Here is a 21573-nt window from a genome sequence, read left to right on the forward strand (position 1 = left end):
CGTCCGGGATGGCCGACGGGGGCGAACTGGTCAAGGCCACCGAGCGTTTGCTCGAGGGCAGGCACGGCCGGCTGGGGGCGTCCGCTTTGCGGGCGGCCCTGGTCGACCTCTACGAGTTCTGGCTGAGCAGGGGAGCCTCGGCGGCCGGCGTCGACACCGCGGAACCGGGTGTCGCGCTGGTCGCCGTGGGCGGGCTCGGCCGCCGGGAGCTGGTGCCGTTCTCCGATCTCGACCTGCTGCTGGTGCACAACGGCAACAGCGGCGTCGGCGAGATCGCGGACGCGCTCTGGTATCCCTTGTGGGACGCGAAAGTCGGGCTGGACCACTCGGTCCGCACACCCGGCGAAGCACTGAAGGTCGCTTCGGAGGACCTTCGGGTGGCCATGGGCCTGCTCGACGCCCGGCACCTCGCCGGGGACGCCGAGCTGGCCGGCCGCCTGGTTTCCGCGGCGCGCGAGCAGTGGCGCCGCACCGCGCGCAAGCAGATCCCGGACATGACGGCGTCGGTCCGGCAGCGCTGGAGCCGCAGCGGCGAGATCGCGCAGTCCGCCGAACCCGATCTCAAGCACGGGCGGGGCGGGCTGCGGGACTTCGCCGTCCTGGAAGCACTGGCCGCGGCGCAGCTCACCGCGCGGCCCGGCGACGAACTCCTGGAAGCCAAGGGACTCCTGCTCGACGTCCGCACCGAGCTGCGGCGGGAGATCCGGCGCGAACGGGACGTCCTGTCCGCGCCGGAGGCCGAGCTGGTCGCCGCCGAACTCGGTTTCGGCGACCGGTTCACGTTGGCACGCAAGCTGTCCGGGGCCGGCCGCACGATCGCGTACGCACTCGATGTCGCGCTCCGGTCCACTGTGGAGCCGCCGAAGCCGCGGTTCGGACGACGTCCGTCGCGCACGCCCCTCGCCGAAGGCGTGGTGCTGCACGGAAACGAGGTCTCGCTGGCCCGTGACGCCGTCCCGGCGAAGGATCCCGCGCTGCTGCTGCGGGTCGCCGCCGCGTCGGCGCGCACGGGCAAGCCGATCGCGCTCGGCACGCTCAAGGCGCTCGCGGAATCGGCACCCGAGCTGCGGGCGCCGTGGCCGTCCGACGCGCTGAACGCCCTGGTCGAACTGCTCGGCGCGGGGGAGGGCCTGGTCGACGCGGTCGAGTCGCTCGACCGGACCGGCCTGTGGGCCCGGCTGTTCCCCGAATGGGGCGCGGTCCGCGACCTCCCGCCGCGGTCGCCGGTGCACCAGTGGACGGTCGACCGGCACCTCGTCCGCACCTGCGTCGAGGCGGCGAAGCTGACCACCACGGTGTCGCGGCCGGACCTGCTGCTGATCGGCGCGCTGCTGCACGACATCGGCAAGGGTCGCGACGCCGACCACTCCGAGCTCGGCGCCAAGATCTCCGCCCAGGTCGCGACGCGGCTGGGGCTGAGCACGGCGGACGCGGCGACGGTGTCGGCGATGGTCCGCCACCACCTCCTGCTGCCGCACACCGCGACGCGCCGCGACATCAGCGAGCCGGAGACGGTCGCGCGGGTGGTGAAGACCCTGGACGGCGACATCGTCCTGGTCGAGCTGCTGCACGCGCTCACCCAGGCCGACTCGCTGGCCACCGGCCCGGGCGTCTGGACGGACTGGAAGGCACGGCTGCTCGCCGAGCTCGTCACCGGCTGCGAGGAAGTGTTGCGCGGCAAAGGGTTCACCGCACCCGAACCGATGGACGACGAACAACGCGAGCTCGTCAAGCAGGCCGTCGCTTCGGGCAACGGTGAGATCCGGATCAGCGCGCACGGCAAGGTCGTCACGGTCCTGCTGGCCGTGCCGGCCCGGGCGGAGCTCCTGGCACCGGCGGCCGGCGTGCTCGCGCTGAACTCGATGGAGGTGCACTCCGCGGTCCTGCGCGGGCACGACGGCGGTCGCGCCGGGGTGTTCACGGCATCGCCGAAGTTCGGGTCGCTGCCGGACGCGACGCTGCTGCGCGAGCAGTTCGCCCGCGCGGTCGCCGGAACGCTCCCGCTCACCCAGCGCCTGGCGGCGAAAGAACGTGACTACGGCTCGCCGGCTCCGGTCGCGCCGAAGGTCCTCTGGTTCGACGACGAGACGAGCGGCCCCGACACGGTGGTCCTCGAACTGCGCGCCGCCGACCGGATCGGCCTGCTGTTCCGGGTCGCGGGGGCGCTGCGCCGGTGTGACGCGGAAGTGCGGTGGGCGAAGGTCTCGACGCTGGGCGGCGCGGTGGTGGACTCGTTCGCGGTGACGCCCAGGAGCGGCCGCATCGAGCCGGGCTGGCGGCGCGAGGTGGAGCAGGCGATCTTGACCGCGGCTTCCTGACCCGGCTGCGGCGGGGAAGCCGCGCAGCCGGCCTGCGGTGTGCCTCCGGCTTGGCGGCTCGAGACGGGGCGAGCGGAAGCCGGGCACCGCCGCGAGTGAGGCGACCCGCGGCGGCGCCCGCTCCGGCGGTCCTCGGAGCGGGCCTCGGTCTCCGGCCCGGGCGTGCCGCCGGGGGCGAGCCAACCCGCGCTGAGCGGCCCTTACGCCGGCGCGCCGAGCCAGCGGCGGAGCGCGTCGTCCAGGCCTGGTCCGCCGTTCCACGCGATGTACCCGTCCGGCCGGACGAGCCGAGGTGCCGCCCCCTCTCGGCCCTCGACCCGTCCGGCCCACCCCGCCGGCACGGCCGCGCCCACCAGCACCGCGCGGCCGTCCGCGCTCGCCGGGACATCGGTCGCGCGGCCGGTGATCCCCGGGTACGTCACGCCGATGCCCGACAGCTCCGCGGCGACCGCGCGCCGCGCCTCGGGGACGGCCAGCAGCTCCGTGACGACCTGCCGGACCGCCGCCGCGTCCGGGTCGGGTACGCCGAGGACCGCCTGGGCCCTCGTGCTGACCAGCACGCGCGCCGCGATCGGGTGGCGCTCGTCGTGGTAGCTGTCGAGCAGCCCGGCGGGCGCCGTGCCCTGCACCGTCGCGGCCAGCTTCCAGCCCAGGTTCACCGCGTCCTGCAGGCCCAGGTTCAGGCCCTGGCCGCCGACCGGGAGGTGGACGTGCGCGGCGTCGCCCGCGAACAGCACCCGGCCGTGGCGGTACTGCTCCAGCTGACGGGACGCGTCACCGAAGCGCGACGCCCACAGCACCTCGCCGACGCGGATCTCCGGCCCGTGCGCCGCGGTCAGCGCGCGCTGCACCTCGTCCGCCGTGACCGGGGTGTCGCGGCCCAGCCGTTGCTGCTCCTCGCCGTAGACGATCGTGCGGTAGCGGCCGCCGGGCAGCGGCAGCAGGTATCCCGACCCCGACGACGGCAGGGTCCAGTCCTCGGCCACGCCGGCGGGTTTGGCGGCCAGGGTGATGTCCGCGACGACCAGCGAGATCCGCGCCGGACGGCCGGGGAACGCCGCGCCCAGCAGCGTCCGGACCGTGCTGTGCCCGCCGTCGGCGGCGACCACCCAGCCGGCGCGGTACTCGCGGCCGCCCGCGGTGACCGTGACGCCGTCGTCGTCCTGCGCCACGGCCGTGACGGCCGCGTCGCGCAGCACCGGCGTCCGCAGCCGCGCCTCGATCGCCGCCGTGACGTGGGCCTGTTCCACGCCGAGCTGGTACGGGAAGCACGTCGGCAGGTCGGTGTAGTCGATCGGGACGCCCGAGAAGTGCCCGGCGGGCAGCTTCGCCTGCACGTGCGGCTCGATCGCGGCGAGCAGGCCGCGGTCGGCCAGCACCTCGACCGACCGGGGCTGCAGGCCGAGGGCCTTCGACTGCGTGGTGGGCTGGGCGTCCCGCTCCACGACCAGGACGTCGACGCCGGCGCGCTCCAGCTCGAACGCGGTCAGCAGGCCGGTCGGACCGGCGCCCGCGACCACGACGTCAGGCATCGAGGTTCTCCTTGCGGAGGTACCAGACGTGCCAGGCGATCAGCACGGCCAGCGCGCCGAACCACGTCACGTTGGTGACCAGGGAAATGAGGTCGATCGGCAGCGTGTAGACGAGCACGATGTGCACCACCGCGCTGCCCAGCAGCACCGCGCCCCACGCGGCGGTGTCGATCCGCAGGCCGCGCCGGAACCGGGCGTCGGTGTCCCACCGGCCCGCCCACGCGTCCGCCCCCTCCGCGCCGCGCTTGACCTCGGCGATCGTGCGGCCGAGCGTCAGCTGCGCCGGCCGGCCGATGAAGACCGTCACCAGCATCCACGCGCCGAACAGGCCACCCAGCGCCGCTGTCCAGCCCTCGCGGATCACCAGCGTGCGCGGGTCGTCGGACAGCAGGCCGAGGACGACCGACAGCACCAGCACGCTCAGCGTGACCAGGGCGACGAGGTCGATCTTGCGGTTGCGGGCGATGGTCCACAGCACGTACGGCGCGGCCACCAGGACGCCCGCCATCAGCGCCCACCACTGGCTCACGCCCGCGGCCCGCAGGCCGTAGAACAGCGCCATCGGCACGACCACTTCGAACACGACGTTCCGCACGTTGGCGCGGACGAGCCGGCGCAGGCCGGCGTCGGGTTCGGTCTTCTGCTCGATCATCATGCGGATCCCCCAGCGGATTCGGGTGCGGTCGCCCGCACGTACAGGTCGGCGAGGTCGCGGCCGATGCGCGCGAGCTCGGCGGGTTCGGGCACGTTCGCCGCCGCGGTGGCGACGACGGCGTCGAGCCCGGCGGTCAGGGCGAGCGCCGTGGTCCGGGCGTCGAACGGACCGAACGCGCCCGCCGCCTGCCCGGTGCGGAAGTGCTCCTCGAACAGGGCGAGCCGTCCGTTGACGCCGGCGCTCTGCGAGCCGGCGTTCTTCACCAGGTCGATCAGCGCGCGGATCTCGGCCGGGTGCTCGCCGACGAGTTCGACGTTCGATTCGACGAAGGCGCGCAGCTGCGCGACGTGCCCGACGGCGGCGTCGATGCGCGGCTGCATGAACGCCCCGGTGATCTCCTCGATCTCGGTGACGCACGCCTTGAGCAGGTCTTCCTTGCCCGCGAAGTGGTAGCTGATCATGCCGGTGCTCGACAGCCCGGCGTGCTTCGCGATCCGGCTGAACGACGCCTTGAGGTAGCCGGCTTCTGCGATCACTTCGATCGCCGCCCGCACGATCTGGGCCCGCCGGCCGGACTCGGTGAACGTTCTTGCTCGCATGAGCAAAATTTAGCTCAGTCGAGCAAATCCGACAAGTCGCCTGGTCAGAGCCGGTGACGAGAGGTGGATCAGGCGGTTGCGGTGCCGTCGACGACCTGGTTGCGGCCCGCGTCCTTGGCCCGGTAGAGCGCCTTGTCCGCGGCCTGCAGCAGCCGGTCGACGGCCGTGCCGCCGTCCGGGTAGGTCGCGACGCCGATGGAGGCGGACAGGCCGCCGATCGCGCGGATGTGGCTGCCGTCCTCGTACTCGACCCGCAGGGACTCGATCGCCGAGCGGATGCGCTCGGCCACCGCGAGCACCGCCGCGGGCCCGATGTCCGGCAGCAGGACGACGAACTCCTCGCCGCCGAAGCGGCCGACCGAGTCGTAGTCGCGGACGGCGCTCTTGATCGTCGCCGCGACCGCGCGCAGCACGGTGTCGCCCGCGAGGTGCCCGTGCTCGTCGTTGATCAGCTTGAAGTAGTCGAGGTCGATCATCAGCACGCCGAACGTGCTGCGCGTGCTCCGCTGGGCGCGGGCCAGTTCGCGCGACGCGAGCAGGTGCCACCCGGTCGTGTTGAACAGGCCCGTCTTCTCGTCGGTCGTCGCCGCGATCTCCAGCTGCTTGATCAGCACCGCCCGGTGCAGCACCAGCAGCGGCGGCACGATCGCGAGGGCGAGCGCCGGCAGCGTCGCCAGCGTCAGCGCCGTGAGCAGCCCCAGGCAGAGCGTCGCGATCTCGAGGAGGTTGTCGCCGAGGCCGCCGAAGAACGCCTTGACCGAGCGCTGGGTGATCGTCAGCGCCGGGAGGATCGTGATCGCCGCGACCAGGAAGTACGTCACCGCGGCCAGCGCGATGGCCGTGACGCCGCGCCAGCCCGCCGTCAGCGCCGTGTACATGTCCGGCACGCCGAGGCGGCTCAGGACGAGCTCGGCCGAGTAGCAGGTGACGACGACCAGCGTCGCGTTCAGCGTCGTCCGGAACGGCGGGACGCGCTTCATCCGCGCGAGGCTGCGCGTCGCCAGGTGCGCGTACAGGACGGCGATCAGCGCCGTGACGAGCGCGGGCGGCAGGAGCAGCACGCCGGCGAACGTCCAGACCGACGTCAGGTTGATGTGCGGGGTGTCGGACACCAAACGGCGGACGCGCTCGATCTTGCGGCCCAGCTCGGCCTGCAGCACGCCGAGGATCGCGAGGACGGCGAAGACGACCAGATCCCACCCGTGCGCGGGCACCACGACGGCGGTCCAGACGGTGGCCACGAGAGCGACGGACTCGACGAGGAAGCAGTAGAAGATCAGCGACCCGCGCTGCCGCCAGAGGGTCCAGTGAGCAGGGTTCAGCGCCCCTCGGATCCGGCCCGCTCGGGGTTCGGCCGGACGGGCGCCGTCCATACTCAAGGCGGTGCAACTCCCCTGGGTGATTCGACGATCCGCGTCCACTTCACCACATCGGGCGATCCTGATCGACGATTGCCACACGTTCGGAGCAGCGAAGGGAGGCCGCCATGCGCAACCGCGAGTCCTGACGCCCCGGCCGATGTCCGCGCGACGCCGGAAGGAGGACGTCATGCGCAACCGCGAGTCCTGAGCCGCCACCCCCGTCCCGCCGCCCGAGAGGAGAACTGCCGTGCGCAACCGCGAGTCCTGAGAGCAGCCGTCCTGCCGCTACGCGCGAGAGGAGAGCCCCGTGCGCAACCGCGAGTCCTGAGCCCGCATGACCACCGTCCGTACGTCCGGAAGGAGCCTGCCGTGCGCAACCGCGAGTCCTGAGCCCGCCGCCACCCAGTCCGTCCCGCACGAGAGGGGATCGTCACCATGCGCAACCGTGAGTCCTGAAGGAGCCGCGGACCCGGGTGGGGCCGCTCAGGCGGTCGCGCCGCCGTCGACCACCAGGTCGTGCCCCACGGTGAAGGCCGCTTCGTCCGAAGCCAGCCACAGCACCGCGGCGGCCACCTCGGCGGTGGCTCCCACCCGGCCCAGCGGGATCGCGCCCTTGAGCCGTTCGGCGCGATCGGCGTCCGTCTCGCCGGGGCGCCGCGACATGTCCGTGTCGGTCGCGCCCGGGCTGACCGCGTTGATGCGGACGCCATCGGCGATGTGGTCGCGCGCCGCCGTACGGGTCAGCGCGCTCACCGCGGCCTTCGACGCCGCGTAGGCCGCCATGTTCGGCAGCCTGCCGTGCGCGCCGATGTTCGACGCGATGTTGACGATCGCGCCGCCGCCGTGCGCCCGCATGTGCGCGACCTCGTGCTTCACGCACAGCCAGGTCCCCGTGACGTTCGTGGCCAGCACCGCGCCGAAGCCGTCCTCGTCGAGGTCGGCGGCCGGCGCCGGCGACCCGAGGATGCCCGCGTTGTTGACCGCCACGTCCAACCCGCCGTGCCGCGCGACGACCGTCTCGACCATCCGCGCCACGTCCCCCGACTCGGTGACGTCGACGGTCACCGCGCTCGCGTCCCCGCCGATCTCCTTCACGGTGGCGGCGAGCCGCTGCTCGTCCCGGCCCGCGACGACCACCGTCGCGCCCTCCGCCGCGAATGCCCGCGCGGTGTCCCGTCCGATGCCCGAGCTGCCGCCCGTCACCAGGACGACCTTGCCCGCGAACCGTGCCCCCATCGTGTGCCTTCTTTCTGGTCCGATCAGTCTTGAATAAGCCGCATCGCCTGCGAGATGGCCGCGTCCAGCCGGCTCGTCGCGTCCGCGCTCTTGCCCAGGACACGCAGTCCTTGGAGCACGGTGAGCAGGAACCGCGCGAGCGTCGCCGGGTCGCTGTCGTCCGGCAGTTCGCCCTGGGATCGAGCGCGTTCCAGCGCCATGGTGAGGGCGACCTCGAGGGTGTCCCAGCTGCGCTCCACCAGCCGCGCGACCTCGGGGTCGTGGGGGAGCAGCTCGATCGCCGCGTTGACGACGAAGCAGCCCATCCGGGTCTCGTCGCCGAGGATTTCGGCGCGGTAGCCGTCGAAAAGCCGGCGCACCGCGGCCACCCCCGAACCCGGTCCCGACAGCTCGGCCACGACCCGGGAGTCGGTCCGCTCGGCGTACCGCTTCAACGCCGTCACGTAGAAGTCGTGCTTCGTGCCGAAGGTGGCGTACAGGCTCGCCTTCGCCACCCCGAGGTGTGTGACGAGGTCGCTGACCGACGTCGCTTCGTAGCCCTGCCGCCGGAAGAGCGCGAGCGCGGCGTCGCAGGTCTCGTCGACGTCGAACTCCTTGACCCGGGACATGCCCGGAACCCTACTTCTTTCGAGAACGATCGGTCAAATAAGCGTCCGGCGGTGTGTCGCCCTCGATGACAGCGGGTGCGGTGGCACCATGGCTGCTCTGACCGGTCCGAGGGGGTGAGTGATGCACGACGTGACGCTGCCGCCGACGGTCGTCGCCACCCACCTGCGCTCCTGCGCCGAGGAACTCGCCGCGAGCCTCCGCTGCGGCGGCCCGGGCGCCACGACCGGCGAGCTCACCGACGTCGTCGCCCACCTGATCGCCGGCCAGGAAGCCATCTCCCACGCGCTCGCCGGCCTCGCCGCCCGCGTCGAAGGCGGGACCGACGCACTTGCCGCGGCCCCGCCGCTGGACGTGGAAGTCGTCACCGAGGTGCTCCGCGCGGCCGCCATCGCGGCCCGCTGTTCGGCCGAAGCGCTCGACGAGGTCACGCCGTCGTTCGAATGTGTGAGCGAATCCGTCGCGCCTGACACCCGTTTGTAGCTGTCGGCGCGCGAGGTCGCTTGCCTAGCCTGGAGCTGCGGAGGTGGCTCGCATGCGCGCAGTCTGGACGGGCACGATCGGGTTCGGCAGCTACGCCATTCCGGTGAAGGCGTACAGCGCGACGGAGGACCGAGAGCTCCCGCTGCACCAGGTCCACGAGGCCGACGGCGGCCGCGTCCGGGTGAAGCGCGTCTGCGAGGTCGACGGCGCCGAAGTGCCGCCCGAGCAGATGGTCCGCGGGTACGCCGTCCCGGGCGGTGACGTCGTGCTGCTGTCGGACCACGAGCTCGCGTCGCTGCCGATGCCCGGCCGCACGATCGCGATCCGCGGGTTCGCGCCGGTCACCGACGTCGACCCCATCTGGTTCGCGAAGAGCTACTACCTGGAGCCGGAGCCGGCGGGCACGAAGCCGTACGTGCTGTTCAGCGAGGCCCTGCAGCAGTCCTTGCGGCTCGCGCTGGTCACCGTGGCGCTGCGCCGTCGCGAGACCCTCGGCGCGCTGCGCGTGCGCGACCAGGTGATCGTGCTGGAGACGATGCGGTGGCCGGACGAGGTCCGCGCGCCCGACTTCCCGTTCCGCCACGCCGACGTCGACATCCGGCCGGGGGAACTCCGGCGCGCGGTGAACCTCGTCGAGGAGCTGACCGGCGAGTTCGACCCCGGCCGCTACCCCGACCGTTACCGCGAGGCCTTCCAGGCGTTGGTCCAGGCGAAGATCGACGGCGCGGAGGTCGTCCAGCCGACGGCGGCCGAGCAGGCGGAGGGCGTCACGCGACTGCTGGCGGCCCTGCAGGAGACGGCGTCCGAAGCCGAGGACGCGCGCAACGCGGCCGTGGCGAAGGCGAAAGCTGCCGCGTCGAGGGCGGCGAAGGCGCGTACGACGGCGAAGCGAGCGGCGACGCGCAACCGCACGAAGACGTCTTGAGTATTACTACCCACGGGTAATTGAGGGTTCTCCCACTGCTGGCCGGGTACCCCGGCGCGGCAGACTTCGTCCTGCCAGCGGGTACCGGACCGCCGGCAGGGGGGAGAACCGGACGGCCCCTGGGGAGGTGAGCCGTCCGGGGACCAGGGTTCCGGGGCGGGCCGACGGAGGAGCGGCCCGTTCCGGGACTCGCATCGCACCGCGGGGAGGCGGCGCGAACGCCGGATCGCCGCCGTGGAGGGATCGAGGGGTCTCCGCGGCGGCTATCCGGCGTCCGCGACCCGGAGCATCAGTTCCGAGGCCAGGCTCAGCAGCTGCCGTTCGGTCGGCGAGAGCGTCGCTTCGATCGCGCCGGCCAGCCAGCGCTCCCGGCGGATGCTGTACTCGCGCAGCACCGCCAGGCCGGCCGGGGTGATGCTGACCAGCGACCGGCGTCCGTCCTGCGGGTCCGGCGCGCGCGTCACCAGCTCGCGTTCGGTCACCCACGCGAGGATCCGCGTCAGCGACTGCGGCTGCAGCCGTTCCGCTTCGGCCAGCTCGGTCGGCGTGTGCGTGCCCGCCCGGTAGAGCCTGCTCAGCACCGCGAGCACCGCCGGGCCCGGGCCGCTGGGGTCGCGTTCCGCGCGCATCCGCCAATTCAGCCGCCCGACGCCTTCGCGGACCCGGCGGGCCAGGTCGGCCAGCTCGGGATCCGCGCTGACCGGCGGTGCGACGTCGGGTTCGGGCTGCATGGCCCCAGATTAGGCGGTTCCCCGGACCAGCCGGGCATAACGCCCGTCGCGCGCCAGCAGCTCGTCGTGCGTCCCGCGTTCGACGATCCGGCCCTCGTGCAGCACCACGATCTGGTCGGCGTGCTCCACAGTGGACAGCCGGTGCGCGATCGTCAGCGTCGTGCGGCCCGCGGCGAGCCGGTCGAGCTCGGCCTGCACCGAGCGTTCCGTGCGGGTGTCGAGCGCGCTGGTCGCCTCGTCGAGGATGAGCACCGGCGGGTTGCGCAGCAGGATCCGTGCGATCGCCATCCGCTGCTTCTCGCCGCCGGAGAAGCGGTAGCCGCGCTGGCCGACGACGGTGTCGTACCCGTCGGGCAGCCCGGCCAGGGTGTCGTGGATGTGCGCGGCCTTCGCCGCGGCCTCGATCTCCTCGTCGGTCGCGTCCGGCTTCGCGAAGCGCAGGTTCTCCCGCACGGTGTCGTGGAACAGGTACGTCTCCTGCGACACCATCCCGACGCCGGCGGCGAGCGAGGCCAGGGTGACGTCGCGGACGTCGGTGCCGTCGATCGTCACCGTCCCGTCGCTCACCTCGTACAGCCGCGCCACCAGGTAGGCGAGCGTCGTCTTGCCGGAGCCGGTCGAGCCGACGAGCGCCGTCGTGGTCCCGGCCGGGACGTCGAGGTCGATGTCCTGCAGGGTCAGCGGGCCGTCTTCGTCGTAGCGGAACGACACCCCGCGCATGGCGACATCACCGCGGCGCACCTCCAGGGTGCCGGCGCCGGGCTTGTCGCCGATCTCCACCGGCAGGTCGAGGACCTCGAAGATGCGCCCGAACAGCGCCTTCGACGTCGCCACGTTCTGCCCGATGGTCTGCATCGCGCTGGCCGGGGCGACCAGCCGGTTGAGCATGCTGGTGAACGCCACGACCGTGCCGAGCGAGATCGGGGACGCCCCGCCCGCCAGCGCCAGCCCGGCGATCCAGTAGACCAGCGCCGGGATGACGGTCAGGCTCATCGCCCGCGACGCGATCTGCCAGCGCCCGGCCAGCGCCGCCGCGCGTTCGAGCGACGCGATCTCCCGCGACTCGGCGCCGAACCGCTCGCGCATCGCCCGCTCGTTGCCCATGGTCTTGGCGAGCAGCACGCCGGTGACCGAGAGGGACTCCTCGACCATCGTCGTCAGCCGGGCCATCCGGCGGGTCCGCCCGCGGGCCAGCGTCCGCCGTTTCTTGCCCAGCCGGAGGGTGAACAGCAGGAACAGCGGAACGACGATCAGCGAGAGGGCTGCGAGCTGCCAGTCGAGCAGGATGAGCGCCACCGTGATGGCGATCGTCGTGGTCGCGTTCTGCACCATCGACCCGGCGGTCGTGGTGATGACGTTGTCGACGCCGCCGATGTCGTTGAACACCCGCGAGAGCACTTCGCCGCTCTTCGTCCGGGTGAAGAAGCCCAGCGACATCCGCTGCAGGTGGCCGTAGACCGCCACGCGCAGTTCGTTCATCACGCGCTGCCCGATCGTGTTGGACAGCCCGGTGGTCGCCACGCCCAGTGAGGCGCTGCCGACCGCGCAGGCGATCATCCCGCCCGCCAGGAGGCTCAGCAGCAGCGTGTCGCGGTGCGGGAGGGCGTCGTCGAGGATCTCGCGCAGCAGGAACGGCGAAGTGACGCCGAGCCCGGCCTGCACGACGATCAGCGCGAACAGCGCGGCGAGGGGGCCGCGGTGCACGCGGAACAGGCCGGCGATCCGCCGGAGGGGGACCGGCTCGTCGGTGTCGGTGGTGGGCTCGGCGAGCGACGGACGGGCTCTGGTCGCAGAGGTCATACGCCTATGTTTACTGATTCGCGCACAGCTTTCCAGCCGTTTTCCCGAACAGAGTGCTGAGGTATTACGCATACATGTACTACGTACGCGTACCCGTGAGGCCGAGGACCTGGAGCGACTACCCTCGGGAAGGCCGGCCTCGTCCGGCGCGCCACCATCGACCCAGCTGGAGCGTGCACACCCGTGTTCGACACCCTCTCCGATCGGCTCACCGCCGCCCTGCAGACGCTCACGCGCAAGGGCAGGCTGTCCGACGCCGACATCGACGCCACCGCGCGCGAGATCCGCATCGCGCTGCTGGAGGCCGACGTCGCCCTCGGCGTGGTCAAGACCTTCATCGCGAGGATCAAGGAACGGGCGAAGGGGACCGAGGTCTCCCAGGCGCTCAACCCCGCGCAGCAGGTCGTCAAGATCGTCAACGAGGAGCTCGTCGGGATCCTCGGCGGCGAGACGCGCCGGCTGAACCTGGCCAAGAACCCGCCGACCGTGATCATGCTCGCGGGTCTGCAGGGCGCCGGTAAGACGACGCTCGCGGGCAAGCTCGCGCTGTGGCTGAAGAAGCAGGGCCACGCGCCGATGCTGGTCGCCTGTGACCTCCAGCGCCCGAACGCCGTCACGCAGCTGCAGGTCGTCGGCGAGCGCGCCGGCGTCGTCACGTTCGCGCCCGAGCCGGGCAACGGCGTCGGCGACCCGGTCGACGTCGCCCGCCGCGCCATCGCCGAGGCCAAACACGCGCAGCACGACGTCGTCGTGGTCGACACCGCGGGCCGCCTGGGTGTCGACGAAGAGCTGATGAAGCAGGCCGCGGACATCCGTGACGCCGTCGAGCCGGACGAGGTCCTGTTCGTCGTCGACGCGATGATCGGCCAGGACGCCGTGACCACGGCCCAGGCGTTCCAGGACGGCGTCGGCTTCAGCGGCGTCGTGCTCACCAAGCTCGACGGCGACGCCCGCGGTGGTGCCGCGCTGAGCGTCCGGGAGATCACCGGCCAGCCGATCCTCTTCGCCTCCAACGGCGAGAAGCTCGAGGACTTCGACACCTTCCACCCGGACCGGATGGCGTCGCGGATCCTCGGCATGGGCGACGTGCTCACCCTGATCGAGCAGGCCGAGCAGGCCTTCGACCAGAAGCAGGCCGAGAAGGCCGCGGAGAAGCTCTCCAGCGGCCAGCTCACCCTGGAGGACTTCCTCGAGCAGATGCTCGCGGTCCGCAAGATGGGCCCGATCGGCAACCTGCTCGGCATGCTCCCCGGGGCCGGCCAGATGAAGGACCAGCTGGCCCAGGTCGACGACAAGCACCTGGACCGGCTGCAGGCGATCATCCGCGGCATGACCCCGGCCGAGCGCGAAGACCCGAAGATGATCAACGGCTCCCGGCGGCTGCGCATCGCGAACGGCTCGGGCGTCACGGTCCGCGAGGTCAACGACCTGGTCAACCGGTTCTTCGAGGCCCGCAAGATGATGGCCCAGATGGCCGGCCGGTTCGGCTTCGGCGGCGGGGGCGGCGGCTCCAAGTCCCGCAAGGGCAAGAAGGGCAAGAAGGGCCGCGGCCCGACGCAGCCCAAGGTCCGCGGCGGCTTCCCCGGCGGCATGCCGATGCTGCCCCCGGGCGGGCCGATGCCGGGCGGGATGCCCGACCTCTCGCAGCTGGGCGGCATGAACGACGTTCCGGGCTTCGACCCGTCGAAGTTCAAGCTGCCGAAGAACCCGAAGGACAATTGAGCACGGCGCTGCACGCCGCCGGGGTGGTCCTGCCCGGCGGCGAGTCCCGGGACCTCTGGATCACCGGTGGCCGGATCTCGTTCGAGCCGGTGCCGGACGCCGAGACGCTGGGCCGGGACGTCTTCCTCGTGCCGGGCCTGGTCGACGCGCACTGCCACCCCGGCATCGGCGTCGGCGGGCCCGTCTCGCTCGACGAGGCGACGTCGCAAGCGATCGTGGACCGGAACGCGGGGACGCTGCTGATCCGCGACTGCGGGCTCCCGATCGACGTCCGGCCGCTGCAGCGGCGCGCCGACCTGCCGACGATCATCCGCGCCGGGCAGCACCTGGCGCTGGCCAGGCGCTACATCCCCGGGCTCGGCATCGAGCTGGAAGACGCCTCGCAGCTGCCGGACGCGGTGGCCGGGCAGGCGCGGGACGGCGACGGCTGGGTCAAGCTCGTCGGCGACTGGATCGACCGCGGCGTGGGCGACCTCGCGCCGCTCTGGCCGGACGACGTCCTGGCCGAGGCCGTCAAAGTGGCGCACGAGAACGGCGCCCGCGTCACCGCGCACGTGTTCGGCGAAGCCGCGCTGCCCGGCCTGATCGCGTCGGGCATCGACTGCCTCGAACACGGCACCGGCCTGAGCGGCGACCAGCTCGCGGAGCTGGCGCGCAACGACGTCGCGCTGGTCCCGACCCTGATCAACATCGAGAACTTCCCGGGCATCGCGGACAAGGCCGGCAAGTACCCGGCGTACGCCGGTCACATGCGGGCGCTGCACGCGGGCGTCGGCGAGATGGTCGCCACGGCGATCGAAGCGGGCGTACGCGTCTTCGCGGGCAGCGACGCCGGCGGCATGGTCGAGCACGGCAGGCTCGTCGACGAGATCGAGGCGCTGCACCGCGCGGGCATGACCCGCGAGGCGGCCCTCGCGAGCGCGTCGTGGGCCGCCCGCGACTGGCTCGGCCACCCCGGCATCGCCGACGGCGCACCCGCCGACCTGCTCGTCTACGGGAGCGATCCCCGCGAGGACCTGGGCGTCCTGCGGCACCCGGAGCACATCGTGCTCGGCGGCGTCGTGTACGCGTGACCCCCGCCGTTTTCCTTGCGGGGTCGGCACTTTAGCGTTGGACCTGTGACGGACGACGACGGCGCACGGCGCGTGCTGGGGGCGCACTGGTGTTTCGTGGCGTTCTTCGCGGGGATCGCCGGCTACTACCTGATCAACCTCGTCATCGCCGCGGCGGTCAACCGCAACGTCGGCGAGTTCGACCCCCTCGAACTGCACGACATCGGCCCGCTGCTGCTCCTGGCGTTCGTGCCCAACCTGCTGCTCGGCCTCGGCCCGGCGGTGGGCTCGTGGCGCTGGGGCGAGGGCCTGCGCGCCGACTTCGGGCTGAAGCCGACCTGGCGCGACGTCCGGATCGGCCTCGCCTGCGGCGCGCTCGCGCTGGTCGTCGGCTACGGGCTCAACCTCGTGCTGATCGCCGTCTACGGCGCCGACGACGTCTCCGACAGCCCGCTGACCGACCTCGCCGACACCTTCGACGGCGACACCGTCTGGCTGGTGCTCGCCGCGGTGATCGTCATCGCCGGCGCGCCGATCACCGAAGAGCTGCTGGTCCGCGGCACGCTGTGGAACGCGCTGGCGTTCCACCGGGTCCCGCCGTGGGTGGTGCTCCTGCTCACCTCGGTGGTGTTCGCCCAGCTGCACGGCGAGCCGACGCGCACGATCGCGCTCATCGGCCAGGGCATGGCCATCGGGCTGGCCCGGCACCTGTCCGGCCGGGTGAGCGCCGGGGTGATCGCGCACGCGGCCAACAACCTGCCGCCCGCGGTGCTGCTGTTCGTCGCGCACTGAGCCTGGTTGGGAAGATCGTGGACAGTAGTCGGACGGATACTGTGCGATCACTTTGCGGCCGCTAGGCTCGACGTAGGAGCCGAGCGACCGCGGAGGGCCAGGCGTGACCACTTCCCAGCCCCGGGACCCGGCTTCCGACGCGCTGCCGGAACCCGAGGAGCCGGCCGCGTTCCTCGAGCCTCCGCGGCGGCACCGGTGGGGCTTCGGGGCCTTCCTGCTTGTCGAAGCCGTGCTCCTGGCGTCGGCGGCGTTCGTGTCGGTGCTGGTCGGCGACACCGGCCCCGGTCCGCTGCCGATCCGGGTCGTGCTGCTCGGCACGATGCTGCCGACGATGATCGCGGCCGGTGTCGCGGTGCTGATCACCTACCTGCGCGGCAACGGGCCCGTCGTCGACCTGCGGCTGGAGTGGCGCTGGGCCGACGTCCGCACCGGGTTCCGCTACGGCTGCGTCGGGCTCGTCTTCACGACTCTCGGCGCTTATCTGTGGACGCAGCTGGTCGGCAACGCGAACGCGACGTCGGCGATCAGCGCGCTGGTCGAGGACCGGAAGATGTCGATCTCCGCGGCCATCGTGATGTTCGTCTACCTCTGGCTGCTCGGCCCGATCTGCGAGGAGATCATCTACCGCGGCCTGCTCTGGGGCGCCGCCGAACAACTGCAGTGGCGCAGCGAGCGCTGGGGCCGCGTGGCCGCGTTCCTGCTGTCGACGGCGGTGTTCGCCGCCAGCCACCTCGAGCCGCTGCGAACGACGTTGCTGCTGGTCATCGCGGTGCCGATCGGCCTGGCCCGGCTGGTCACCGGACGGCTGCCGGCCAGCATCGTCGCCCACCAGGTGAACAACTTCCTCCCGGCGCTGACCATCCTGCTCGGGGCGCTCGGGGTGGCCTCTTTCTAGGTGCGCGGGCGCCGTCTGGCAGAATGGTTCACTGCCTGCTTCCGCCGGACCCTCTCACCGTGCGAAAGCTCCTGACCTTCGGGTGCCCGCGACCGTGTCCCCACTCGGCCCGCGTGCGCCCAGCCCAGCACCAGAGAGATTCGAGGAGAACCCACACCCGTGGCCGTCAAGATCAAGCTGCAGCGCCTCGGCAAGATCCGTGCGCCGTACTACCGCATCATCGTCGCCGACGCGCGCACCCGCCGGGACGGCAAGGCCATCGAGACGATCGGCAAGTACCACCCGAAGGAAGAGCCGAGCCTGATCGAGGTCGTCTCCGAGCGCGCCCAGTACTGGCTGGGTGTCGGCGCGCAGCCGACCGAGCCGGTCCAGCGCCTGCTGGAGATCACCGGTGACTGGCAGAAGTTCAAGGGCCTGCCGGGCGCCGAGGGCACCCTGAAGGTGGCCGAGCCGAAGCCGTCCAAGCAGGACCTGTTCAACGCGGCGCTCGCCGCCGCCGGCGAGGAGCCCTCCACCGAGGCCACCACGCCGAAGAAGAAGTCCGCCCCGAAGAAGGCCGAGGCCGAGAAGGCGGAGGCCGCTGAGGGCGAGAAGTCCGAGTGAGTTTCCTCGCGGACTCCCTCGAGCACCTGGTGCGCGGGATCGTCGACAACCCGGACGAGGTCCGGGTCGAGCTGCTGACCACGCGTCGTGGCCGCACGCTCGAGGTGCACGTGCACCCCGACGACCTCGGCAAGGTGATCGGCCGGGGCGGGCGCACCGCGACCGCCCTGCGCACCGTCATGGGTGGCATCGGTGGCCGCGGCGTCCGCGTGGACGTCGTCGACACCGACCGCTGAGCCTTTCGGAAGCACGGTCAGGATGGACGTCGTAGTCGGCCGCATCGCGAAGGCGCACGGCATCCGCGGGGAACTCGCGGTGGACGTGCGCACGGACTCGCCGGACGAGCGGTTCAAGATCGGTGCGGCCGTCACGACGAAGCTGCGTGACGGCAGCAAGAGGGAACTCACCATCGCAGCCGCCCGCGAACACAGCGGGCGGCTGCTGGTGCGTTTCGAGGAGGTCCTGACCCGCGACGTCGCCGAGACGCTGCGGGGCGCGCTCCTGCTCGCCGACACCGACACGCTGCCGCCGACGTCGGACCCGGACGAGTTCTACGACCACGAGCTGGCCGGCCTGCGGGCCGAGCTGGCCGACGGGACGGTCGTCGGCAAGGTCGTCGAAGTCGTCCACTCGCCCGCGGGTGAGCTGCTGGAGCTGGACGTCGAGGGCCGTGAGGTGCTCGTGCCGTTCGTCCGCGCGATCGTCCCGACGGTGGACGTCCCGGGCGGCCGGGTCGTGCTCGACCCGCCGGAAGGGCTCCTGGACGCCTGAGATGCGCATCGACGTCGTCACGATCTTCCCCGAGTACCTCGACCCGCTCCGCGCCGCGCTGCTGGGCCGGGCGATCGACCGCGGCCTGATCGAGGTCGGCGTGCACGACCTGCGCGACTGGACCCACGACGTCCACCGCGCGGTCGACGACGCGCCGTACGGCGGCGGCCCCGGCATGGTGATGAAGCCGCAGATCTGGGGCCCGGCGCTGGACGACGTCTGCACCTCCGGGACGCGGCTCGTCGTGCCGACGCCGGCCGGGCGGCCGTTCACCCAGGAGCTGGCGCACGAGTACGCGTCGGAGAAGCACCTGGTGTTCGCCTGCGGCCGGTACGAGGGCATCGACCAGCGGGTCGTCGACGACGCCGCGCGCCGGATGCCGGTCGACGAGGTGTCGATCGGCGACTACGTGCTGGTCGGCGGCGAGGCGGCGGTGCTGGTCATCGTCGAGGCCGTCGTCCGGCTGCTGCCCGGCGTGCTCGGCAACGCGCGTTCGGCCGCCGAGGACTCGTTCTCCGACGGCCTGCTCGAAGGGCCGAGCTACACGCGCCCGGAGGTGTGGCGGGACCTGGCCGTGCCGGATGTGCTGCGGTCGGGAAACCACGCGCTGATCGACCGCTGGCGGCGTGACCAGGCCCTCGAACGCACGGCCCGCCGCCGCCCCGATCTCCTGGCGGCGCTGCCGGAAGGTAGTCTCGACAAGCACGATCGCGGGGTCCTGGAGGGCTTGGACCCCGAGCAGGCTCAGGGCCGGTTCCGGCCGCCCGATCCCGGTCTGTAATACTTGACAGGTTGGCGTGAGTGGACTTCCTCGTTCACGAGCCCGCCATCAGCCCCCCGGGTCGCCCGCAGCGGCACCGTTGCGCGCCTGGGGACGTGTACGCAAGCCATACGAAGACGAGGACGGACCACCGATGAACACCCTGGACGCGCTGGACAAGCAGTCGCTGCGTTCCGACATCCCGGACTTCCGCCCGGGCGACACGCTCAAGGTGAGTGTCCGCGTCATCGAGGGCAACCGCGAGCGCAACCAGGTCTTCCAGGGCGTGGTCATCCGCCGTCAGGGCGGTGGCATCCGGGAGACCTTCACCGTTCGCAAGATCTCCTTCGGTGTCGGCGTGGAGCGTACCTTCCCGGTGCACTCGCCGAACATCGCCGAGGTCGAGGTCCACAAGCGCGGTGACGTGCGGCGCGCGAAGCTGTACTACCTGCGCGACCTGCGCGGCAAGAAGGCCAAGATCAAGGAGCGCCGCGAGAACCGCGAGACGGCCTCGGCTAACTGAGTCACAACCCGGTTACCGGTAGCCTGACGACGTGGCCGAACCCGTGTCCCAGAACGCTCCTGAGGATGACCCCGATCGCTCCGAGGAGGACCAGCCGAGGCGGTCCCGCTCCGAGGAGCGCGGGGGGTCCCGACGGCGGCGAGCCAAGCCCGCCAAGAAACGGTCGTTCTGGAAGGAACTGCCGATCCTGCTCGTGATCGCCCTGGTGCTCACGATCCTGATCCAGACATTCCTCGCGAAGGTCTTCATGATCCCTTCGGGGTCCATGGAGGCCACCCTGCACGGGTGCCCCGGCTGCACCGGTGACCGGATCCTCGTCGACCGGGTCACCTACGACTTCACCGAGCCCTCGCCGGGCGACGTGATCGTGTTCAAGGGTCCGCCGGCGTGGGTCAACAACGAGATCGCGCCGCAGGAGTCGAGCAACATCATCGTCCAGGGCCTGCGTGGTCTCGGCTCGCTGGTGGGGTTCGCCCCGCCGGACGAGCGGGACTTCGTCAAGCGCGTGATCGCGGTCGGCGGCCAGACGGTCCAGTGCTGCGACACGCAGGGCCGCGTCGTCGTGGACGGCAAGGCGCTCGACGAGCCGTACGTCTACTGGGAAAACGCCGACAACCAGGCGGAGCGCCCGTTCGAGCCGGTCAAGGTCCCGGCCGGGACGGTCTGGGTCATGGGCGACAACCGGAACAACTCCGACGACTCCCGGTTCCAGGGCGGCGGCGGCGTGAACGGCGCGGTTCCCGTGGACAACATCATCGGCAAGGCGCGGATCATCGTCCTGCCGCCGAGCCGGTGGGGCGGGATCACCGACCACAACCCGCAGGAAGCGGCCCAGCCGGTGGCGCTCGGCGCGCCGGCCTGGCAGAGCGGCATCCCGCTCGGCGCCGGGGTCGCGGCGGCGTGGCCGGCGCTCTTCCTGGGGCGCAAGCTCAAATCCGGACTGCGCCGGAAACGCTAGCCACCCCGATCCGTGTCGGCAGGCGGGTGATCCAGCCTTGACTCTTCCCGTTCCCCTCACCGCGGCCGAGCCGGTCCGGCCGCCGCGGGCCGTGGTGCGCGGCGACCTCTTCTGGGGGCTGCAGGGCGCGCTCGACCGCCGTGGCCTCGGCCCGGTCGCCGGTGTGGACGAAGCAGGTGCCGGGGCGTGCGCGGGGCCGCTGGTCGTCGCGGCCTGTGTGCTCAAGCAGGGTGACGCGAAGCTCACCGAGCTGACGGACTCGAAGCTGATGACGGCGAAGGCGCGCGACCGCGTCTACGACCTGATCCTCAAGCGCGCCGTCGACTACTCGGTGATCGTCATCCCCACGGCCGAGGTCGACCTCTACGGCATCCGGGTGATGAACCTGGAGGGCATGCGGCGCGCCGCGGCGGCGCTGCGCGGGTCGCCGGGCTACATCCTCACCGACGGGTTCCGGGTCCCGGGCCTGACGGCGCCGAACGCGGCGGTGATCAAGGGCGACCGGTCGGTGGCGTGCATCGCGGCCGCGTCGGTGCTGGCGAAGGTGACGCGGGACCGCATCATGGCGGGCTACCACGACGACCTCCCGCACTACGGTTTCGACGTGCACAAGGGTTACAGCACGTCCGACCACCTGGCGGCGCTGCGCGAACACGGCCCCAGCGACGTCCACCGGTGGTCGTACACGAACGTCGCGACGGTGGCCGTCAAGCACGGCCTGCGGCCGACGCGGCCGGTCGTGCTGACCTACGCGGCGCTGGAGAAGGCCATGGAGTCCGGGACCGCGGCGAGCCTGACCGCGGTCCTCGACGAGGCACTCGAGCCACAACTCAGCCTGCCGCTGCATGCCCCGGGCGCGGGTGTGGGTCACAATGAACGCTCCGCCGGAGCAGCACGAGCCCGAGGAGGGGCGCGGATTTCATGAGCGCAGAGGATCTCGAGAAGTACGAGACCGAGATGGAGCTCTCGCTGTACCGCGAGTACCGCGACATCGTCGGCCAGTTCTCGTACGTGGTGGAGACCGAGCGGCGGTTCTACCTGGCGAACGCGGTCGACGTCCAGGTCCGCGACGGCGGCGGCGAGGTGTACTTCGAGGTCCGCATGTCCGACGCGTGGGTCTGGGACATGTACCGCCCGGCCCGGTTCGTCAAGCACGTCCGGGTCATCACGTTCAAGGACGTCAACGTCGAGGAGCTCGACAAGCCGGACCTGAGGTTGCCCGAGGACGGCCCGTTCTCGGGCTGAGCTTCC

At 71.9% G+C, this 21573-nt stretch carries 23 protein-coding genes; 15 read left to right on the plus strand and 8 right to left on the minus strand.

The genetic code is table 11. The features are described from left to right. The first annotated feature begins 8 nt into the window (after positions 1 to 8). Positions 9 to 2318: a [protein-PII] uridylyltransferase gene (locus ABFJ78_RS28025; RefSeq protein ID WP_436389587.1), complete on the plus strand. Its 2310-nt coding sequence runs from the start codon at positions 9 to 11 to the stop codon at positions 2316 to 2318. A gap of 200 nt (positions 2319 to 2518) precedes the next feature. On the opposite strand, the gene ABFJ78_RS28030 is transcribed toward ABFJ78_RS28025, so the two are convergent. The 6 genes from ABFJ78_RS28030 to ABFJ78_RS28055 all read right to left on the minus strand — a co-directional run bounded on the left by ABFJ78_RS28030 (position 2519) and on the right by ABFJ78_RS28055 (position 8309). Next, on the minus strand, positions 2519 to 3850 hold the full coding sequence (locus tag ABFJ78_RS28030; RefSeq protein WP_436389588.1) for an FAD-dependent oxidoreductase: 1332 nt from the start codon (positions 3848 to 3850) through the stop codon (positions 2519 to 2521). After that, positions 3843 to 4505 carry a VC0807 family protein gene (locus tag ABFJ78_RS28035; protein WP_436389589.1) on the minus strand — a complete coding sequence of 221 codons (663 nt, stop codon included), beginning with the start codon at positions 4503 to 4505 and terminating at the stop codon, positions 3843 to 3845. The genes ABFJ78_RS28030 and ABFJ78_RS28035 overlap by 8 nt, the downstream gene beginning before the upstream one ends. Continuing rightward, complete coding sequence (locus tag ABFJ78_RS28040; protein ID WP_436389590.1) at positions 4502 to 5104, minus strand: TetR/AcrR family transcriptional regulator; 603 nt, start codon at positions 5102 to 5104, stop codon at positions 4502 to 4504. The genes ABFJ78_RS28035 and ABFJ78_RS28040 overlap by 4 nt, the downstream gene beginning before the upstream one ends. A 68-nt stretch (positions 5105 to 5172) precedes the next feature. Further along, complete coding sequence (locus ABFJ78_RS28045) at positions 5173 to 6477, minus strand: diguanylate cyclase (protein ID WP_436389591.1); 1305 nt, start codon at positions 6475 to 6477, stop codon at positions 5173 to 5175. Between the two features lie 471 nt (positions 6478 to 6948). Continuing rightward, entirely contained in the window at positions 6949 to 7701 is a 753-nt protein-coding gene (locus ABFJ78_RS28050; RefSeq protein ID WP_436389592.1) for a glucose 1-dehydrogenase, read from the minus strand. Positions 7702 to 7724: 23 nt separating this feature from the next. Beyond that, the gene (locus tag ABFJ78_RS28055) at positions 7725 to 8309 is read right to left on the minus strand and encodes a TetR/AcrR family transcriptional regulator (protein ID WP_436389593.1); all 585 of its coding nucleotides are present in this window, start codon (positions 8307 to 8309) and stop codon (positions 7725 to 7727) included. A gap of 121 nt (positions 8310 to 8430) precedes the next feature. Here ABFJ78_RS28055 and ABFJ78_RS28060 point away from each other — a divergent pair, with 121 nt between their 5' ends. Further along, complete coding sequence (locus ABFJ78_RS28060; RefSeq protein WP_436389594.1) at positions 8431 to 8790, plus strand: hypothetical protein; 360 nt, start codon at positions 8431 to 8433, stop codon at positions 8788 to 8790. Between the two features lie 52 nt (positions 8791 to 8842). Then, positions 8843 to 9715 (plus strand): Ku protein, encoded by an 873-nt coding sequence (locus ABFJ78_RS28065; RefSeq protein WP_436389595.1) that lies wholly within the window; start codon positions 8843 to 8845, stop codon positions 9713 to 9715. 263 nt (positions 9716 to 9978) lie between these two features. Here ABFJ78_RS28065 and ABFJ78_RS28070 read toward each other — a convergent pair whose 3' ends face one another. After that, positions 9979 to 10446 (minus strand): MarR family winged helix-turn-helix transcriptional regulator, encoded by a 468-nt coding sequence (locus ABFJ78_RS28070; RefSeq protein ID WP_436389596.1) that lies wholly within the window; start codon positions 10444 to 10446, stop codon positions 9979 to 9981. A gap of 9 nt (positions 10447 to 10455) precedes the next feature. Continuing rightward, a complete protein-coding gene (locus ABFJ78_RS28075; protein WP_436389597.1) occupies positions 10456 to 12246 on the minus strand; it encodes an ABC transporter ATP-binding protein in 1791 nt (596 codons plus the stop codon). Positions 12247 to 12429: 183 nt separating this feature from the next. Between ABFJ78_RS28075 and ffh the strand changes: the two genes are divergently transcribed. From ffh to ABFJ78_RS28135, 12 genes are all read left to right on the plus strand, one after another. Continuing rightward, a complete protein-coding gene (gene ffh, locus ABFJ78_RS28080) occupies positions 12430 to 13968 on the plus strand; it encodes a signal recognition particle protein (protein ID WP_436389598.1) in 1539 nt (512 codons plus the stop codon). Further along, positions 13965 to 15041: an amidohydrolase family protein gene (locus ABFJ78_RS28085; RefSeq protein WP_436389599.1), complete on the plus strand. Its 1077-nt coding sequence runs from the start codon at positions 13965 to 13967 to the stop codon at positions 15039 to 15041. Before ffh ends, ABFJ78_RS28085 begins: the two co-directional genes overlap by 4 nt. A gap of 45 nt (positions 15042 to 15086) precedes the next feature. After that, positions 15087 to 15812, plus strand: a complete 726-nt coding sequence (locus tag ABFJ78_RS28090; RefSeq protein ID WP_436389600.1) for a CPBP family intramembrane glutamic endopeptidase — start codon at positions 15087 to 15089, stop codon at positions 15810 to 15812. 103 nt (positions 15813 to 15915) lie between these two features. Beyond that, complete coding sequence (locus tag ABFJ78_RS28095) at positions 15916 to 16707, plus strand: CPBP family intramembrane glutamic endopeptidase (RefSeq protein WP_436389601.1); 792 nt, start codon at positions 15916 to 15918, stop codon at positions 16705 to 16707. Between the two features lie 159 nt (positions 16708 to 16866). Then, complete coding sequence (rpsP, locus tag ABFJ78_RS28100) at positions 16867 to 17310, plus strand: 30S ribosomal protein S16 (protein ID WP_043780385.1); 444 nt, start codon at positions 16867 to 16869, stop codon at positions 17308 to 17310. After that, entirely contained in the window at positions 17307 to 17546 is a 240-nt protein-coding gene (locus tag ABFJ78_RS28105) for an RNA-binding protein (protein ID WP_003103110.1), read from the plus strand. The genes rpsP and ABFJ78_RS28105 overlap by 4 nt, the downstream gene beginning before the upstream one ends. Positions 17547 to 17568: 22 nt before the next feature. Continuing rightward, positions 17569 to 18081: a ribosome maturation factor RimM gene (gene rimM / locus ABFJ78_RS28110; protein ID WP_436389602.1), complete on the plus strand. Its 513-nt coding sequence runs from the start codon at positions 17569 to 17571 to the stop codon at positions 18079 to 18081. Between the two features lies 1 nt (position 18082). After that, positions 18083 to 18862 carry a tRNA (guanosine(37)-N1)-methyltransferase TrmD gene (gene trmD, locus ABFJ78_RS28115; RefSeq protein WP_436389603.1) on the plus strand — a complete coding sequence of 260 codons (780 nt, stop codon included), beginning with the start codon at positions 18083 to 18085 and terminating at the stop codon, positions 18860 to 18862. A 133-nt stretch (positions 18863 to 18995) separates the two neighbouring features. After that, positions 18996 to 19364, plus strand: coding sequence for a 50S ribosomal protein L19 (gene rplS / locus ABFJ78_RS28120; RefSeq protein ID WP_003103119.1), 369 nt, complete (start codon positions 18996 to 18998; stop codon positions 19362 to 19364). 31 nt (positions 19365 to 19395) lie between these two features. Next, positions 19396 to 20322: a signal peptidase I gene (gene lepB / locus ABFJ78_RS28125; RefSeq protein ID WP_436389604.1), complete on the plus strand. Its 927-nt coding sequence runs from the start codon at positions 19396 to 19398 to the stop codon at positions 20320 to 20322. A 91-nt stretch (positions 20323 to 20413) separates the two neighbouring features. Next, positions 20414 to 21247, plus strand: coding sequence for a ribonuclease HII (locus ABFJ78_RS28130; protein ID WP_372670905.1), 834 nt, complete (start codon positions 20414 to 20416; stop codon positions 21245 to 21247). Then, positions 21244 to 21567 carry a DUF2469 domain-containing protein gene (locus tag ABFJ78_RS28135; protein ID WP_003096226.1) on the plus strand — a complete coding sequence of 108 codons (324 nt, stop codon included), beginning with the start codon at positions 21244 to 21246 and terminating at the stop codon, positions 21565 to 21567. The genes ABFJ78_RS28130 and ABFJ78_RS28135 overlap by 4 nt, the downstream gene beginning before the upstream one ends. Positions 21568 to 21573: the final 6 nt, after the last annotated feature.

Origin of the sequence: Amycolatopsis sp. MEPSY49 (genome assembly GCF_051337345.1) — a bacterium.
GTDB lineage: Bacteria > Actinomycetota > Actinomycetes > Mycobacteriales > Pseudonocardiaceae > Amycolatopsis.

Coding starts and splice junctions, on each gene's coding strand:
- ABFJ78_RS28045 (WP_436389591.1), bottom strand. CDS start 6,477: ATGGACGGCGCCCGTCCGGCCGAACCCCGAGCGGGCCGGATCCGAGGG.
- ABFJ78_RS28065 (WP_436389595.1), top strand. CDS start 8,843: ATGCGCGCAGTCTGGACGGGCACGATCGGGTTCGGCAGCTACGCCATT.
- rplS (WP_003103119.1), top strand. CDS start 18,996: ATGAACACCCTGGACGCGCTGGACAAGCAGTCGCTGCGTTCCGACATC.
- ABFJ78_RS28075 (WP_436389597.1), bottom strand. CDS start 12,246: ATGACCTCTGCGACCAGAGCCCGTCCGTCGCTCGCCGAGCCCACCACC.
- ABFJ78_RS28060 (WP_436389594.1), top strand. CDS start 8,431: ATGCACGACGTGACGCTGCCGCCGACGGTCGTCGCCACCCACCTGCGC.
- ABFJ78_RS28070 (WP_436389596.1), bottom strand. CDS start 10,446: ATGCAGCCCGAACCCGACGTCGCACCGCCGGTCAGCGCGGATCCCGAG.
- ABFJ78_RS28050 (WP_436389592.1), bottom strand. CDS start 7,701: ATGGGGGCACGGTTCGCGGGCAAGGTCGTCCTGGTGACGGGCGGCAGC.
- ABFJ78_RS28040 (WP_436389590.1), bottom strand. CDS start 5,104: ATGCGAGCAAGAACGTTCACCGAGTCCGGCCGGCGGGCCCAGATCGTG.
- ABFJ78_RS28055 (WP_436389593.1), bottom strand. CDS start 8,309: ATGTCCCGGGTCAAGGAGTTCGACGTCGACGAGACCTGCGACGCCGCG.
- ABFJ78_RS28025 (WP_436389587.1), top strand. CDS start 9: ATGGCCGACGGGGGCGAACTGGTCAAGGCCACCGAGCGTTTGCTCGAG.
- ABFJ78_RS28030 (WP_436389588.1), bottom strand. CDS start 3,850: ATGCCTGACGTCGTGGTCGCGGGCGCCGGTCCGACCGGCCTGCTGACC.
- ABFJ78_RS28135 (WP_003096226.1), top strand. CDS start 21,244: ATGAGCGCAGAGGATCTCGAGAAGTACGAGACCGAGATGGAGCTCTCG.
- rimM (WP_436389602.1), top strand. CDS start 17,569: ATGGACGTCGTAGTCGGCCGCATCGCGAAGGCGCACGGCATCCGCGGG.
- ABFJ78_RS28035 (WP_436389589.1), bottom strand. CDS start 4,505: ATGATGATCGAGCAGAAGACCGAACCCGACGCCGGCCTGCGCCGGCTC.
- trmD (WP_436389603.1), top strand. CDS start 18,083: ATGCGCATCGACGTCGTCACGATCTTCCCCGAGTACCTCGACCCGCTC.